Here is a 17,179-nt window from a genome sequence, read left to right as displayed (position 1 = left end):
AGTTATACAGATTGAATTACAGCTATTTTAGTTAGATTAGTGTTGCAATTTCCGTAAGAGAAATGAACAAACTGAAAAGAGCCCCGGCATTGTTATTTTTTGCTTTATGCGTAGTAGCGGCCTGCCAAAAAAATGGCCTGCCAAATGCTCCAACTGGGCAAATTTCAATTAGTAAGTTAAAGTTAAAAATCAACGAGCCCGACTCCATGTTTCTGGTTGGTGCCGACACTACCAAAGCAGTAACCTGGACCATAACCCCCACCGGTTATGACGAATTACAAACCCATACCATTGGCGCTGTTGTTAAATTTAGCAAAGCAGGGCAGTATACCCTTAAAGCAGCCAATAGCGATATCACGTCCGGCCCGCTTACCGTAACCGTAATAGATTCGGTTTATGCACCGGTTTACAACACAAATTTCACTGCAGGCGAGCAGATAAACATGACACCACGGATTGTTAAAAGCGCTAAATCCGATTCAAGTTATGTAGGCTTTACGGCCACCACTAAAAATAGTTACTGCACCAATGCAAACCTGGATTTCGGCATCTATTTTAACACTAATCCACAAGCTTATTTTATACAGTTTAATGGTATATTTTTTTTCATTCCCGAGTGCGGCGTAGGCAGTCATACCGTTGCAACTACTACCGATTTCAGTTCTTATTTAACACCACTAACACCGGGCATTTATCCGCTTCACATTTTCTTTGCCGGCATAAACTACAATGGGACAATAGAAGTAACCTCAACCCAACTCATTTTCCATTGGGATAATTCATCTGGTATCATTATTTCTCCAACTACCTTAACAAGGTAAACTTGTCATTTCTACAAACCGATAACTACCATTATCCGGCAATAAACAATTGCCGATTAATCCTTTTCCATTTCCGATAGTCATATATGTATACATCTTCAATAAAGATGATGGATTAAAGAATTTACGCCATGAAAAGGAAATTTGTCGCTTTGGCACTATTAATATCAGCAGTAGTATCTGTAACCTCAGGTTGTGTAGTACGTGAAGATTATGGTCACCACCATAGGTACCGTAATGGATATAACAACGGTTATAATAATGGCTACCAGAATGGTAGCGATCATGGCCATTATCACGATCGCGGTTATTAAGATTTTTAATTTAAGTTTTCTATAAGTAGTTTAGTGAGTGATGAAAGAGGGCGTCGGGTTTTACCGGCGCTCTTTTTATGCGCACCGGCTTTAATCAATACCGAATTTTATTGCGGCTTTTATCAAAATATTGCCAACCATCAAAATAAAAACCGACAAAAATAAAATTTAACAAAATTTAATTCTGAATATTTTGGATTTTCAAAATCATTTTTTGTAAGTTTGAATCATACATCATAAACCTATTAAAAATGACCAGCATTAAAACTACCGTGAACCGTGTGTGCAGGTTTACATTTACTTTACTACTTGCAGCAAGCGCCATCACCACTATCGCCAAAACTCAAAAGCATCCAATAGCAATTATTGCGGATACCCAGCTCAAAGCCTTTGAGGGAATTTACCAGCAAACGGATAATGAGTACAGGGTATATAAATTAGTAGCTGATGGCGATAAATTGATTGCCCAACAGCTTGGCGGAGATCAAAAAATAACGCTGACCCGCAAATCCGACCTTGAGTTTGAATTTTTAGACGATGATGGGGACGAAAAAATCCCGGTTGCATTTAAAAAGAGTGAAACCGGCGAGATAAACCAGGTTATTCTGGCGGGCAAGCAAACATGGACAAAATTAAAAAGCTATACCCCACCTAAGGAGGCACAACTAAAACCTGAACAAATAAAAGTTTTGGCAGGCAAATACCAATCAGATGTAAGGACTGACCTTTCTATTCAAATCAGCGCGACAGCAGATGGCTTGATACTTAAGCAATCGTGGGATGACAAAGAGATCAATTTTAAACCACTATCGGATGTGTTGTTCTTAAATCAACCTCTTTGCTTTTCATTAAAATTCACCAAAGATGCCGTTGGCGCTCCCATCAAGGTACTGGCTTTTAACCGCGATACCTGGAATAAGGTAAAAGAATAAGCTTCCTGATTAAATCAATATATAAAGTATTATGGGCCGGCCCGCTGTTACCTAAACCTGGTTACATCGGTAACCGGCCCTTTTTTGGTCGTACCATTGATTAAAGATGATTACTTTGATTCCGTTGACTACTTTTCTGAACCATGATTTTTAGGATTATTATATTCTCAGGATTTTCTCTCGCCTAAATCAAAATTTACCCGTTGACCTTTTTAACTTTCATTCTGTTTATTCTCAAATTCTGTAAATTCTGATTCAGACATCCCCTCAAAAAAACTTTCACACAACTACTTGAAAATCAAAAATAATGTTCGTACTTTTGCAGTCCCGAAATGCGGGATAAAATAATTAGACAAAAAAGCAAGAAATGCCTACTATTCAGCAATTAGTTAGAAAAGGTAGAGTAGCTCTGGTTGACAAGAGTAAGTCACCAGCGTTGGACAGCTGTCCACAGCGAAGAGGCGTATGCACCCGTGTGTATACCACTACCCCTAAAAAACCAAACTCAGCAATGCGTAAAGTTGCCCGTGTGCGCTTAACCAACGGTAAAGAAGTAAACGCTTACATCCCAGGTGAAGGTCACAACTTACAGGAGCACTCTATCGTTTTGATCCGCGGTGGTCGTGTTAAAGACTTACCAGGTGTACGTTACCACATCATCCGTGGTGCACTGGACACATCAGGTGTAGCTGGCCGTAACCAACGTCGTTCAAAATATGGTACCAAACGTCCTAAACCAGGTCAGGTAGCAGCAGCGCCAACAAAAGGTAAAAAGAAATAATTAAGGAGGATAGAAAGCAATGAGAAAGTCAAAACCAAAAAAGAGAATTATCCTTCCTGATCCAAAGTTCAATGATACTTTGGTAACAAGGTTTGTAAACAATATGATGTATGATGGTAAAAAATCTACCGCATACGCTATATTCTACAACGCCGTTGAAATTGTTGAGAAAAAAACAAGCGAAAACGGTTTAGAAACCTGGAAAAAAGCTTTGAACAACGTAATGCCTGCTGTTGAAGTAAAAAGCCGCCGTGTAGGTGGTGCTAACTTCCAGGTACCTACAGAGGTTCGTCCTGAGCGTAAAGTAGCTTTGGGTATGAAATGGCTGATCAGCTATGCTCGTCGTCGTGGTGAAAAAACCATGATGGAGAAATTAGCCGGCGAAATCATCTCAGCAGCTAAAGGCGAAGGCGCCGCTGTTAAGAAGAAAGAAGATACGCACAAAATGGCTGAGGCTAACAAAGCGTTCTCACACTTCAGGTTCTAAAAGATTTAGATTACACCGATTTAATAATAAGATTACACCGATTATTTACGTTTACACTTTTTAATCGGTGTAATCATTAAAGGGTCAAGTGAAATCACAAAACAAATAAAATGTCAAGAGATCTAAAATATACAAGAAACATTGGTATTGCCGCTCACATTGATGCTGGTAAAACTACCACTACCGAGCGTATCCTTTACTATGCTGGTGTAAGCCACAAAATTGGTGAGGTACACGAAGGTGCCGCTACTATGGACTGGATGGCCCAGGAGCAGGAGCGTGGTATCACCATCACTTCGGCTGCAACAACCGTAAACTGGAAATACCGTAACCATAACTATCACATGAACATCATTGATACCCCGGGTCACGTGGACTTTACCGTAGAGGTAAACCGTTCATTACGTGTACTTGATGGTTTGGTGTTCTTATTCAGCGCGGTTGACGGCGTTGAGCCTCAGTCAGAAACTAACTGGCGTTTGGCTAACAACTACAACGTACCGCGTATTGGTTTCGTTAACAAAATGGACCGCTCTGGTGCCGATTTCTTAAACGTGGTAAAACAAGTTAAAGAAATGTTAGGCAGCGTTGCTATCCCATTGCAGTTACCTATCGGTGCTGAAGACCAGTTTAAAGGTGTGGTTGATTTGATCAACTTCCGTGGTATTGTTTGGAATGAGCATGATAAAGGTATGACCTTTACCGAAGTGCCAATTCCTGCCGATATGCTTGACGAAGCTACTGAGTGGAGAGAGAAATTATTGGAAGCAGTTGCTGAGTTTGATGACTCTTTAATGGAGAAATTCTTTGAAGATCCTACAACCATCACTGAGCGCGAAGTATTAGACGCTTTACGTCAGGCTACTTTGGCCGGCAAAATCGTTCCGATGACTTGCGGTTCATCTTTCAAAAACAAAGGTGTACAAACCATGCTTGACTATGTGATGGAGTTAATGCCTTCACCTCTTGATTCAAAAGGTGTTGTTGGTACTAACCCTGACACCGGTGCCGAAATTTTGGTTAAACCAGACGTTAAAGAACCATTTGCAGCATTAGCATTTAAAATTGCTACCGACCCGTTTGTAGGCCGTTTATGCTTCATCCGTGTTTACTCTGGTAACCTTGATGCTGGTTCATACGTGTACAACATGCGTTCAGAAAGCAAAGAGCGTATCAGTCGTATCTTCCAGATGCATGCTAACAAGCAAAACCCTATCCCTAACGTGGGTGCAGGTGATATTGCTGCGGTAGTAGGCTTTAAAGATATCAAAACAGGTGATACCCTTTGCGACGAGAAACATCAGTTGGTTCTTGAGTCGATGGTATTCCCTGAGCCGGTTATCGGTTTGGCAATTGAGCCTAAAACTCAGGCCGACGTTGATAAATTAGGTATCGCTTTAGGTAAACTGGCCGAAGAGGATCCAACTTTCCGCGTACAAACAGATCAAGATACTGGTCAAACAGTTATCTCTGGTATGGGTGAGTTACACCTTGATATTTTGATGGACCGTTTAAAACGCGAGTTTAAAGTGGAAGTTAACCAGGGTGCTCCTCAGGTAGCTTACAAAGAGGCTATCACAGGTACTATTCAACACCGTGAAACTTACAAGAAACAAACTGGTGGTCGTGGTAAATTCGCGGATATCCAGGTTGTTATCTCTCCAGCCGACGACAACAAAGAAGGCTTGCAGTTTGTTAACGAAATTGTTGGTGGTTCAATCCCACGTGAGTTTATCCCATCTGTTGAGAAAGGCTTCAAAGCCGCTATGGACAATGGTGTACTTGCAGGTTACCCACTTACAAGCTTAAAAGTTCGTTTGATTGATGGTTCATTCCACGCTGTCGATTCGGACGCGTTATCATTCGAGATCGCCGGTCGTTCTGCTTACCGTGAAGCATTGCCAAAATGTAAACCGGTATTGCTTGAGCCAATCATGAAAATCGAGATCTTAACCCCTGAAGAAAACATGGGTGATGTTATCGGTGACATGAACCGTCGTCGTGGCCAACTGCAAGGTATGGACACCCGTAACGGTGCACAGGTAATCAAAGCAATGGTACCACTTTCTGAAATGTTTGGTTACGTAACTCAATTACGTACTATCACTTCAGGCCGTGCAACTTCAACTATGGAGTTTGACCATTACGCTGAAGCACCTCGTAACGTACAGGACGAAGTTGTTGCCAAATCAAAAGGCCGCAAACAAGTTGCTATCGACTAACAATCAATTTTGAATTACTGGATTAGCTACAATAGCTGATTCAGTAATTCAATAAATAATAAAAATCAACTATCCCTAATAAATAGCTCTTAGGGTAGTTAAAATTCAAATTAACAATGAGCCAAAGAATCAGGATCAAATTGAAATCTTACGATTACAACCTGGTAGACAAATCTGCCGAGAAAATCGTAAAAACAGTAAAGCCAACTGGCGCTGTAGTTAGCGGACCACTTCCGTTACCAACCGAAAAGAAAATCTTCACCGTATTACGTTCACCACACGTAAACAAAAAAGCACGTGAGCAATTCCAACTTTGCTCATACAAGCGCTTATTAGACATTTACAGCTCTAACTCAAAAACTGTAGATGCCCTGATGAAGCTTGAATTGCCAAGCGGTGTTGAGGTTGAGATCAAAGTTTGATAGACGACCGGCCCACTGAAAGGTGTGGGACAAAAAATAAAAAAGACCATTTGCATAAGCGGATGGTCTTTTTTGGTTGGGTATATAAATTGGATTAGCTGTAAGGAAATGAAGCACTCATCACCCGCCGTCATTGCGAGGCACGAAGCAATCCCCAACTTTACCGGGCAACCATGCAAATCTCCCCTGTATAGTTCGCTATTGCTTCGTGCCTCGCAATGACGTATGTTTTAACAATTTATTAAACACGCTGCTATGGGCGTTGCCTCCGGCCCGGGCTGTATGCTCATACTACACAGGCCTTAACCACAGGCCGGTATCCGCTCCCATCCCTAACGCGGAATTTGTCTGAACCATGATTTATAGGATTTACAGGATTATAGGATTTTCCTGTATAGAGGTAGACTAAACTCAAGAAATCCTAAAATCAAGTGCATCAAGGTTCATAATCAACGGTTATCTTTGCCTCTATGCTGATATCACCATCTACCCTACGCTCATTCACCGAAGATATATTTAAAGCCATAGGCTGCAGTCATGAACACGCTGTATTAGCTGCCGATGTACTGCTCAAATCTGATCTGCGGGGTATCGACTCGCATGGCGTGGCCCGTTTAAGCGGCTATGTACGCCTGTGGGAGAAGAAACGCATTAATCCTACTCCCAACATCCAGATAGTTCACGAAACGCCTACAACAGCTACCATTGATGGCGATGCAGGCCTCGGGTTAGTGGTTGCACCTTACGCGATGGAAGTAGCCATTAAAAAGGCCGAATTATATGGTTCGGGCTGGGTATCGGTACGCAATTCCAACCATTTTGGCATTGCCGGTTATCATGGACTCATGGCCGTGGAGAAAGCTATGATAGGCTTTGCCATGACTAATGCAAGTCCGTTGGTGGCGCCTACTTTTTCAAGCGAACGACTTCTGGGTACCAATCCCATGTGTTATGCCTTTCCGGCAGGTAAATACCCACCGGTGATAGTTGATTTGGCAACCTCGGCTGCGGCTAACGGTAAGCTGGAAATAGCCCAACGCTTGGGAAAACAAGTCCCTGAAGGGTGGATACAGGATAAAGAAGGCAATTACACTACTGATCCTCACGCGTTGAAAACCGGCGGCTCGCTCCTTCCCCTGGGTAGCGACCGTGATCATGGCAGCCATAAAGGATTTGGACTAAGCGCTACTGTTGATATTTTATCGGCAGTGCTGTCGGGAGCAAATTATGGGCCATGGGTGCCGCCGTTTGTGGCATTTCTTGATCCGCCTAATGATCCGGTTGGCGCAGGTATAGGACACTTTTTAGGCGCTATGCGTGTGGATGGCTTCCGGCCGATAGATGAGTTTAAAAATCATTTAGATAACTGGATAGAACGCTTTAAATCATCAGCGACAGTCGACGCCGATCAAAAAGTAATCATCCCCGGCGAACCCGAGCTGGAAGCCGAAGCAGACAGAATGGCTAATGGCATACCATTAGTTGATTCGGTTGTTGAAGATCTAAATCAACTGGCGGAAAGGTTTGGAATAAACAAACTACCGCGGGTTTAGCGCAGTGTAACCCGTGGGAACTATAATGTAAGCTTCCAGCTTACGCAATAGTTCAGCTGAAAGCTGAAACCATGCTAAACCACGGGCTGAAAGCCCGCGGCAGTTTCTTATAAATAAAGAAGCCGGCTTGTAAAACAAACCGGCTTCTTTATTTTAGTTCCCCCTTTAGGGGGTTAGGGGGCTAATGGATCAGATTAAACAACCTGCTCCAGCGGATCTTGTGGATAAACGAAGCATTATCGTCAACACTCATCCAGATAAACAATGCCTTGCCTACAATATGATCTTCAGGAACAAAACCCCAGAAACGTGAATCTTCGGAGTTATGACGGTTATCACCCATCATAAAATAGTAGTTCATTTTAAAAGTATAGCTATCTGCTTTTTTACCATTGATCAATACATCATTACCGTTTACCTCAACTTTGTTGCCTTCATAAACAGCTATAGCGCGACCGTAGATTGGGAATGTTAAGCTATCCAGTTTTACTGTCCAGCCTGCTTTAGGTACAATGATAGGTCCGTAATTATCTACGTTCCATTTATAATCAGGGGTATTTGCCCCTAATTTGTAATTAGAAAATATGGTTGGATAAACCGGGTTCATTGGATCAGACGCGCCCCTTGGTGTTAACCTTGGCGTAACCGATTTTATGTTAGAATATCCTCTTAATGCTTTTGCCGACTCCTCAGTGGTATTGGTTATAAACTCGTTGTTATTGATAGATGAGATATCAGACAAATGCAGATCTGTTGCAATCTGCGGGTTAAGCTCATTTCCATCTGTTTTAACGTCATAAGTAATCTCACCTTTAGGAGGCGTAATAGCGGCCTTGCTATTGATGAATACTTGGGCATTAACAACACTCAATGTATCACCTGGTGTACCCTGACAGCGCTTGATATAGTTCTCGCGCTTATCAACCGGTCTGAAATAAGGCGAATCAGCATCCATAGGATAGTTAAATACCACCACATCACCTTTCTTGATATCGGCTAAACCCGGCAAACGGTAGTATGGCAACTCGATGCCATCCCAATAAGCTTTAGTATTAATCAGCGGCATGGTATGGTGTGCAAAAGGGAACGCGACAGGCGTCATGGGTAAACGTGCGCCGTAATTCACTTTGCTTACAAACAGATAATCGCCAATAAGCAATGAGCTTTCCATCGAGGCGCTGGGAATCACATAAGCCTCAATAAATAAGGTACGGATCAAGGTAGCGGCAATTACAGCAAAAATGATAGCATCAGCCCACTCACGTGCCTGGGTTTTCTTTAAGGCAATCTTGTATTTTGTCCTAAACTCCGGACTGGCCGATTGACCTAAATATTTAGTGTCTTTATCGTTACCCCATTTAGGAAAATAAATAAAAGGTAAAACAACGCCCTGAGCATGTTCGGCAAAGGTGAACTTACCGTACGATTTCAAAAAATCAACAATCAGGCCTAAAGCTATTAAAAAGTTTAAACCAGGTATCAGCAGCATGATAAACCACCATGCAGGCCTTCCGGTGAGCTTAATGATGATAAAAAAGTTATAGAGTGGTACAATGCCCTCCCAACCTGGTCTTCCTGCCTTTTCAAACAGTTTCCACAAACCTGCAAATGGCAATACTATAAAAAGAACAAATGCAATTACTAATCCAATTCCGTTCACTTCAGTGTTTTTATATTTTCAATTAATGTATTCCCCTGAACAGCCTGTTCCACCTTATTTTATCAAAGAAAGTGGCTGTACTATCTATACTCATCCAGGTAAATAATGCCTTACCTACCACGTGATCTTCAGGAACAAAGCCCCAAAAGCGCGAATCTTCCGAATTATGACGGTTATCACCCATCATAAAATAGTAGTTAAGCTTAAAGGTATAAGTATCGGCTTTTTTTCCGTTAATCATGATATCCTTGCCAACAACATTTACTTTATTGTTTTCATAGATTTCTATCGCGCGGCCATAAACCGGGAAAGTTAGGCTATCCAGTTTAACAGTCCACCCTTTCTTCGGGATAATAATTGGCCCGTAGTTGTCCACATTCCATTTAAAATCCGGGAAGTTAGGTGTGATCTTATATCGCGGATACTTGACCGGATAAACCGGGTTCAGCGGATCGCTGGTACCTTTAAGCGTAACAGCCGGTACAATTGATTTTACGTTTGAATACGTTTTCAAGGTAGCCGCCGACTCTTTCCCCATCATCATTTCGTAACGGTTACCGGTATTCCCCCTGATCTCAATCTTAAGCTCATTTAAAATAGCCGGGTTAAATTCCTGGCCATTGGTTTCAACAAAATAACCTTCTTTGCCTCGTTCAGGACTTGGAGCAGCTTTGCCATTGATATAAACCTGCGCGTCAACTACACTTAACGTATCGCCCGGTGTTCCCTGGCAACGTTTGATAATGTTCTCGCGTTTATCAACCGGTCTGAAATATGGCGAATCAGCCTCTATTGGCGCGTTAAATACAACGATATCTCCTTTTTTAATATCGCTTAAACCCGGCAGACGATAATAAGGCAATTTTACCCCCCCCCAATAGGCCTGAGTGCCCCATGGCGTTGTATGGTGCATAAACGGAAATGAAACAGGGGTTATCGGCATCCTTGCACCATAGTTAACCTTGCTTACAAACAGGTAGTCGCCAATTAAAAGCGAGTTCTCCATCGAACCGCTGGGGATCACGTAGGCTTCGATAAATAGCGTACGGATAAGGGTAGCGGCTATTACTGCAAATATGATGGCATCGCCCCATTCACGGAGCGCGCTTTTTTTCTTCTTTACTTTACTTGAATCTTTCTTTTTCCAGAATTTCCAGTTCATATCCGTATTGATGTGCAAATTTCAGATGTGCAAATGTGCAGATTTTTTAATGTTTATATTTTATATATAAGATATATGTTACACGTTATATGTTACGTTCTTCAATATTAATTATTGGTTCCGAAAAATTCCTCATCTGCACATCTGTAATTTGCATATCTGCACATCCTCTCCATCTGCACATCTGAAATTTACACATCCGCACATCTCCCTCTCATTTGCACATCTATAATTTGCATATCAGCACATCTTCTCCATCTGCACATCAATTAATTCGCCTAAACACCCTATCCCATCTGATCTTACACCAAGCCGGCGAATTGGTATCCCAGCTCATCCACACAAATACGGCTTTACCTACAATATGATCTTCCGGAACAAAGCCCCAAAAGCGCGAATCTTCCGAATTATGGCGGTTATCGCCCATCATCCAGTAATAGTTCATTTTAAAAGTATAGCTATCCGCCTTCAAACCATTAATCAGGATTTCATTCCCTTTAACCTGTACCTTGTTGTTTTCATACACTTCAATAGCCCGACGATAGAAAGGCATGGTCGTGCTGTCCAGCTTAACCGCCCAACCCGCTCGCGGTATAATAAAGGGGCCAAGGTTATCCTCGTTCCACCGGAAATGGGGATCATGCGGAAAAACCTCCGGGTCGTATACACCTCTTAATTTAATATCCGGCCTTACCATTTTAATGTGGGGATAGGTTTTCAGCTTTTCGGCCGATTGCGCAGTGGTGTTAACGGTAAAATCCACCTTAGTAAACTGCTGGATATCCTCCAGGTGCAGATCATATTGCGTATCTCGGTCAAACACATTTTCCGAACCATCCGTACGCACCCGGTATTCCATTTCCCCATTTGGCGGATTGGCTATTAAGCGGTTGTTTACATACACCTGTCCGTATTCCATTTTTATGGTGTCACCGGGAGCCGCCTCACATCGTTTGATATAATTTTCCTGCTTATCTACCGGACGGTAAAACGGCGAATCGGCATCCATAGGATAATTGAATACAACCGCGTCGCCTCTTTTAACCTCACTAAAGCCCGGTAGCCGATAATACGGTAGCTTTACACCATCCCAATAAGCCCTGGTACCCATAAGCGGCATAGTATGATGTGCAAAAGGGAATGCAATCGGGGTCATGGGCAGACGTGCTCCATAATTGATCTTACTCACAAATAAAAAATCACCCACCATTAGTGAGCTTTCCATTGATGAGGTGGGAATGGTGAAGGCCTCCAGGAAAAGTCCGCGAATTACCGTTGCCGCTATTACAGCAAACAAGATAGCCTCTGTCCACTCCCGTGCGCGTGATTTATCCAGGTCGCGATATTGCTCCCTGAAATCACTGCTTCCCGAGGGCCCAACATAGCGGGTATTTTTATCAAAGCCCCATTTAGGGATAAAAATAAAAGGCAACAGTACCGACATGGTAATTTGCCCGATTCCTACCTTTCCAAACGATTTAATGAAATCAACAAGGATGCCTATGCTGATAATGAAATTTATGCCCGGTATTAAAAGCAGCAAAAGCAACCATAAAGGCCTTTGGCTTAATTTAAGCATAATATAAAGGTGATAGACCGGAATAAGAGCCTCCCAGCCACGGCGACCGGCCTTTTCGAAAAGCTTCCAATACCCGGCCAGTATTAAAATCAATAGCGGGCTTATCAAGATATAAAACCCAATATAGCCCGCTATTGTCATTTATGTTTTAAGCTTATTAGCTATTAAAATCAAACATGGCCTCCACCGAGTAAAAGCCTTTTTTGTCATGCAGCCATTCGGCAGCTAAAACAGCGCCTAAAGCAAAACCGTTGCGGTTGTGCGCGGTATGCTTAAATTCGATACTATCAACTTCCGAATCATAAATAACAGTGTGCGTACCAGGTACGCTATCAATCCTTAACGATTCAATAAGCAATTGGTTAGCTGATACGTTAGCGTTAGCATCACTATCATCGGTGGTTAAAACATTAATCCACTCGTTTTTGGTATCGGTGTTATTGATAATGCCTTCGGCAATAGTTATGGCCGTACCACTGGGCGAATCCATTTTTTGGGTATGGTGAATCTCCTCAACTTGTACTTCATAGTAGGGATACCTGTTCATTACTTTAGCCAGCAACTTATTAACATGAAAAAACACGTTAACGCCAACGCTAAAGTTTGATGCCCATAACAGCGACTTATTTCCGTCAATACATTGTTGCTTTACCTCCGGCAGTTTTTCATACCAGCCGGTTGTACCTATAACAACAGGAACATCGGCATTAAAACAATGCTCAATATTTGATAATACGGATGCCGGGGTGGTAAACTCAATTACTACATCTGCTTTCTGCAGGTTTTCGGGAGTAAGGTCATGAAGGGTTTCATGATCAATGGTAAGTACAATTTCATGCTTGCGGCTAATGGCAATCTTTTCAATGATCTTGCCCATTTTTCCGTAGCCAAGTAGTGCTATCTTCATTTCAGGTATTGTGGTTTTCCTTATTAAAACGTAAAGGTAACTTTTAAACCCGGAATATAAGCATTATTAGCACCTTGCGCGAACACCGGCTGATTAATTAAACCCGGGGTTACTTTAAACGACAGGTTATTATCAACTGTGTAGGAATGGATAAACTTGGCATCGATATAAGCATCAACAGCCTGGATACCCCATACGGCCAAAAATCCAAAGATACTCAGGTCGCGGTTACGTCTTGAGTTTTCACGGGCATCATTCAGGTTAGCATCAGGTACCTGCGCGTACTGAATTGATTCGGCGTAATAAGGATCGCCCGGCTTGGCCGGAGTACCCTGACGATACCTTGATAATATCAGGTATTCGTTATAATAATGCTGGTTGTATATAATGGCCGAAGTTAACAGTCCCAAACCGCCATAAATCAAAGGCACTTTCCACCACCTGTGGTTATATACCTGCCCCCAGCCCGGTACCATTAATGAATGCATTACCGCTTTATGGGGGATATGGTTACTATCCGGGTGATAGATCTTTTCTTTAGCTGGGTCGATCTTTGGAGCAAATGAACCTGATGGGGTTTTAACAGGATGCTTTACTTTTAGCGTATCACTTTTTTTAGTCCCCGTACTGTCAGCTATCTGAGCCTGTGCGGCAAAAATAAAAAAAGTGAATACACCTAAAAAAAACAGGAATTTATACATTTTTTAAATTAACAATTACCAATCAAGCATTTCAAGGATGCGGCCAAGATCATCTTCCGAAAGGAAAGGGATCTCGATAACACCGCTTCCGCGGCTGCCTACTTTTAGTTTTACCCTTGTACTAAATTTTGAAGCAAGATCATCCTGGATCTTTTGCAATTGGTACGATACCGGCTCGGGTTGTTTGCCCTCTTTTTTTACCGGTGCTTTTTGCATATCCCTTACCAATTCTTCAACCTTACGAACGGATAAACCTTCCTTTATAATATGCTGATGTATAAATAATTGTTTAGCAGGATCGGTTAGTGTTAAAATAGCTTTGGCATGGCCCATAGTAAGCTCGCCATCACGAATAGAGGCCTGGATAACCGGTGGCAACCTTAAAAGCCTCAGGTAATTAGTAACTGTCGAGCGGTTTTTGCTTACCCTGTCGCCCAATTCTTCCTGTTTCAGGTTACACTCCTCAATCATGCGCTGAAAGCTCAGGGCTACCTCAATGGCATTCAGGTTTTCACGCTGAATGTTTTCAATAAGCGCCATTTCCAGCATTTGCTGATCATTGGCCGTACGTACGTAAGCCGGGATCTGGGTTAAGCCAGCCAGCTTCGACGCGCGAAAACGACGTTCGCCTGAGATGAGCTGGTATCTATGCGCGCCTAATTTCCTAAGCGTAATTGGCTGAATTAAACCCTGAAGCTTGATCGACTCTGAAAGCTCGGCAAGTGCCTGCTCATCAAAATCGGTACGGGGCTGAAAGGGGTTAACCTCAATTTCGGTCAGTTTTATTTCATTAACCGAGCCAAGGTCATTGACCTCGGCAGGGCTTGCTGTTTCTTTATTTCTGTTTTGGTATGGTTGTACGTTAGGCGTGTCATTCAATAGCGCACTCAGTCCCTTGCCCAGGGCATTTCTCTTTTCACCACTCATTTACTATACTGTTGCTGTAGCTGTTGCCGATTCACCCTTAACCAATCCGTTTTTTTCCAAAATTTCGCGGGCAAGGTTTAAATAATTTATTGCTCCCTTGCACGTTGCATCATGCATAATTACCGAAACACCAAAGCTGGGCGCCTCGCTTAAACGGGTATTACGTTGTATGATGGTATCAAAAACCATATCCTCAAAATGGGTTTTAACCTCATCCACCACCTGGTTGCTCAGACGCAAACGCACATCGTACATGGTTAGCAGGATACCCTCTATCTCTAATTGCGGGTTAAGGCGCGACTGAACAATTTTGATGGTATTTAACAATTTGCCCAAACCCTCTAACGCGAAATACTCGCACTGTACCGGTACAATTACCGAATCGGCAGCGGTTAAGGCGTTAATAGTGATCAAACCTAATGAAGGCGAACAATCAATGATGATAAAATCATACTCATCGCGCACCTTGTCAAATACCTGTTTCATTTTGTACTCGCGGCCGCTTAAATTGATCATCTCAATTTCGGCACCTACAAGGTCAATGTGCGCAGGTAATAAATCAAGGTTTGGGGTATCTGTTTTCTGAATGGCCTCATGAGGATCAACCTCATTGATGATACATTCATAAATACTATTTTTAATATTACGGGGATCGAAACCAATACCCGAAGTTGAGTTAGCCTGAGGATCGGCATCAACCAGCAAAGTTTTATAATCTAATACAGCTAAACTTGCAGCCAGATTTATAGATGATGTAGTTTTCCCTACGCCGCCTTTCTGGTTGGCTAAAGCAATTATTTTACTCATTCTATAGTTTAAAAAAATTTATAGTTCTGTGATTTATAACAACGTTAAATAGAAACAGAAATTTCTACTTTCGTAAAGTTTTTATCCGGTGATAAAGATACGGAATTAAATAATGTAGAATTCCACAGCTTTTGTCTATTTACAAACAATATTGATCAATTAGTAAAATATCGGCAGGGTAAGTTTTCAATATTATTACTTAAATCATATTTAAAAACAACCAACTCATTAACAAAAAGTTAACAGTTAAAAACCAACGATATCACTGACCAGATCATGCAGCAATTTACCAATAATAAATGATAACCATTATAGCGTCAACAAACAGGCCCGGAAGTTCAACACTTAAACTGGCGCATGTTTATCAACAAAAACTACGCGAAAAAGGTGTGGAAGCAGGCATTTTATCACTTGCCCAACTGCCTCCAAACATTATTGAAACCGACCTTTACAATAAACGCAGCGCGGAGTTTGAGCCTATCCAGCAAATAGTTACCGATACCGATAAGTTTATATTTCTTATCCCCGAATATAATGGCAGCTTTCCGGGTGTGCTCAAAGTTTTTATTGATGCCTGCAGTTTTCCGCAAAGTTTTTATGATAAAAAAGCTGCTTTAGTTGGCCTATCATCAGGCAAATATGGCAACATCAGGGGTGTTGATCATTTTACGGGCGTTTGTCATTACCTGCACCTTAACATTATGGCGCTTAAACTACATATAGCCGCCATTCACAAAGAATTTGACGAAGAAGGCAACCTGTTTAAACCGGATACCATCAAGTTTGTAGACGAGCAGATTGACAAGATCATTAAATTTTGATTGGATTGATTTCAGTGACATAACAAATAAATATGTCATTGCGAGCGAAGCGTGGCAACCGCATGCTATACAGGGCGGATTTGCTTCCGTGCGATTGCTTCGTTCCTCGCAATGACATGGTTTTTAACTCGTTTTTTGCCTATAGATTGCATTGTTAAATCATTTCCCTCCCAAACCTATCTCATTAAAAACACCCATCCTGATATCCTTCGGGCTCCGGTTTTAAGATCAATCATATAGTAATACGTCCCCATATCAAGGAGTACCCCGTTTCTTGTGCCATTCCATGGCGTGCTGTAACCAACACTTTTAAAAACAATACTTCCTCCACGGTCATAAACTGTTAAAACACAATCCGTATAGGCATCCAGGTTAACAATATCCCAAACGTCGTTAACGCCATCGCCATTGGGCGAAAACATGGTGGGAATAGTTAATTTGGGCGCACTTGTTATAAACTCTATATCATCCAGCATCAGATCATTACCCGGGCCTCCGGGAGCACTGTTGCTAATTTTCAATACCAGGCTGATTACGTCATCAGGCGTTTTAAAAACCAGGTTATATTTTTTCCAAACCGGGCCCGATGTAGCAGGAATTGGCCCGGTACGCAACGTTTCAAGTACTTCGCCGGTTGTGGTTTCAATAGAAAAAAGGATATCGGGCTGCTGAACTGTTGGCCCAATCACTGTATTTTTTAACAGGTTAAGGATATAGGCAGAAAACTCATAAGTAGTAGCCGGGCAAAGCGAGGGCACCATACGGGTAAAAAAAGTGCTCGGCTCATTTGACGCGTTGATCATCATCATATAACCGTTGCTGTTCCCGGTATGGTCATGCGTTACTTTATGCCATGACTCTTCCGAACAACCTTCAGAAGCGTTAACCAATGTATAAAATCCATCGGCAGGGCAATATGGCGTATATGCCATGTTAGTAACACCCGCCGGTAAGGCGGGGCCGTGACCTGTACCGGAGCCAAAATCTTCTTTAAAGAGCCAATGCCCCAACTTGCCGGTACAATCCATACTTTGGGCACAGGCATTCGCACAGAATAACATCAACAGTAAAAAAACCGGGGAA

The 17,179-nt window shown here is 42.2% G+C and carries 17 protein-coding genes; 9 read left to right on the top strand and 8 right to left on the bottom strand.

Features of this window, described 5'->3' with window-relative positions; all coding sequences use genetic code 11:
* The first annotated feature begins 62 nt into the window (after positions 1-62).
* From DEO27_RS29375 to DEO27_RS29340, 8 genes are all read left to right on the top strand, one after another.
* Complete coding sequence (locus tag DEO27_RS29375; protein WP_112574740.1) at positions 63-821, top strand: hypothetical protein; 759 nt, start codon at positions 63-65, stop codon at positions 819-821.
* A 131-nt stretch (positions 822-952) separates the two neighbouring features.
* Positions 953-1,135 (top strand): hypothetical protein, encoded by a 183-nt coding sequence (locus DEO27_RS29370; RefSeq protein ID WP_112574741.1) that lies wholly within the window; start codon positions 953-955, stop codon positions 1,133-1,135.
* 251 nt (positions 1,136-1,386) lie between these two features.
* Positions 1,387-2,067 (top strand): hypothetical protein, encoded by a 681-nt coding sequence (locus DEO27_RS29365; RefSeq protein WP_112574742.1) that lies wholly within the window; start codon positions 1,387-1,389, stop codon positions 2,065-2,067.
* 367 nt (positions 2,068-2,434) lie between these two features.
* Positions 2,435-2,848 carry a 30S ribosomal protein S12 gene (gene rpsL, locus DEO27_RS29360; RefSeq protein ID WP_073405808.1) on the top strand — a complete coding sequence of 138 codons (414 nt, stop codon included), beginning with the start codon at positions 2,435-2,437 and terminating at the stop codon, positions 2,846-2,848.
* Positions 2,849-2,867: 19 nt separating this feature from the next.
* Complete coding sequence (gene rpsG / locus DEO27_RS29355) at positions 2,868-3,335, top strand: 30S ribosomal protein S7 (protein ID WP_110585619.1); 468 nt, start codon at positions 2,868-2,870, stop codon at positions 3,333-3,335.
* A 110-nt stretch (positions 3,336-3,445) separates the two neighbouring features.
* The gene (gene fusA, locus DEO27_RS29350) at positions 3,446-5,557 is read left to right on the top strand and encodes an elongation factor G (protein ID WP_091212900.1); all 2,112 of its coding nucleotides are present in this window, start codon (positions 3,446-3,448) and stop codon (positions 5,555-5,557) included.
* A 116-nt stretch (positions 5,558-5,673) separates the two neighbouring features.
* Positions 5,674-5,979 (top strand): 30S ribosomal protein S10, encoded by a 306-nt coding sequence (gene rpsJ, locus DEO27_RS29345; RefSeq protein WP_022830652.1) that lies wholly within the window; start codon positions 5,674-5,676, stop codon positions 5,977-5,979.
* A 470-nt stretch (positions 5,980-6,449) separates the two neighbouring features.
* Positions 6,450-7,532 (top strand): Ldh family oxidoreductase, encoded by a 1,083-nt coding sequence (locus tag DEO27_RS29340; protein ID WP_112574743.1) that lies wholly within the window; start codon positions 6,450-6,452, stop codon positions 7,530-7,532.
* Between the two features lie 181 nt (positions 7,533-7,713).
* Here the strand turns inward: DEO27_RS29340 and lepB (DEO27_RS29335) are convergent, their stop codons facing one another.
* From lepB (DEO27_RS29335) to DEO27_RS29305, 7 genes are all read right to left on the bottom strand, one after another.
* A complete protein-coding gene (gene lepB / locus DEO27_RS29335) occupies positions 7,714-9,192 on the bottom strand; it encodes a signal peptidase I (RefSeq protein WP_112574744.1) in 1,479 nt (492 codons plus the stop codon).
* 22 nt (positions 9,193-9,214) lie between these two features.
* The gene (lepB, locus tag DEO27_RS29330; protein ID WP_112574745.1) at positions 9,215-10,354 is read right to left on the bottom strand and encodes a signal peptidase I; all 1,140 of its coding nucleotides are present in this window, start codon (positions 10,352-10,354) and stop codon (positions 9,215-9,217) included.
* Positions 10,355-10,619: 265 nt separating this feature from the next.
* Positions 10,620-12,074, bottom strand: a complete 1,455-nt coding sequence (lepB, locus tag DEO27_RS29325; protein ID WP_112574746.1) for a signal peptidase I — start codon at positions 12,072-12,074, stop codon at positions 10,620-10,622.
* Positions 12,075-12,090: 16 nt separating this feature from the next.
* Complete coding sequence (gene dapB / locus DEO27_RS29320) at positions 12,091-12,840, bottom strand: 4-hydroxy-tetrahydrodipicolinate reductase (RefSeq protein WP_112574747.1); 750 nt, start codon at positions 12,838-12,840, stop codon at positions 12,091-12,093.
* 23 nt (positions 12,841-12,863) lie between these two features.
* The gene (locus DEO27_RS29315) at positions 12,864-13,541 is read right to left on the bottom strand and encodes a DUF5683 domain-containing protein (protein ID WP_112574748.1); all 678 of its coding nucleotides are present in this window, start codon (positions 13,539-13,541) and stop codon (positions 12,864-12,866) included.
* 15 nt (positions 13,542-13,556) lie between these two features.
* Positions 13,557-14,468, bottom strand: a complete 912-nt coding sequence (locus DEO27_RS29310) for a ParB/RepB/Spo0J family partition protein (protein ID WP_112574749.1) — start codon at positions 14,466-14,468, stop codon at positions 13,557-13,559.
* Between the two features lie 3 nt (positions 14,469-14,471).
* Positions 14,472-15,275, bottom strand: a complete 804-nt coding sequence (locus DEO27_RS29305) for a ParA family protein (RefSeq protein WP_112574750.1) — start codon at positions 15,273-15,275, stop codon at positions 14,472-14,474.
* A gap of 299 nt (positions 15,276-15,574) precedes the next feature.
* Between DEO27_RS29305 and DEO27_RS29300 the strand changes: the two genes are divergently transcribed.
* Complete coding sequence (locus DEO27_RS29300; protein WP_112574751.1) at positions 15,575-16,096, top strand: NADPH-dependent FMN reductase; 522 nt, start codon at positions 15,575-15,577, stop codon at positions 16,094-16,096.
* 176 nt (positions 16,097-16,272) lie between these two features.
* Here DEO27_RS29300 and DEO27_RS29295 read toward each other — a convergent pair whose 3' ends face one another.
* Positions 16,273-17,157: a gliding motility-associated C-terminal domain-containing protein gene (locus tag DEO27_RS29295; RefSeq protein ID WP_190295271.1), complete on the bottom strand. Its 885-nt coding sequence runs from the start codon at positions 17,155-17,157 to the stop codon at positions 16,273-16,275.
* Positions 17,158-17,179: the final 22 nt, after the last annotated feature.

Source organism: Mucilaginibacter rubeus (assembly GCF_003286415.2).
Taxonomy (GTDB): Bacteria; Bacteroidota; Bacteroidia; order Sphingobacteriales; family Sphingobacteriaceae; genus Mucilaginibacter; species Mucilaginibacter rubeus_A.
Note: the sequence above shows the minus strand (reverse complement) of the source record. Positions and strands in the feature narration are given on the sequence as shown.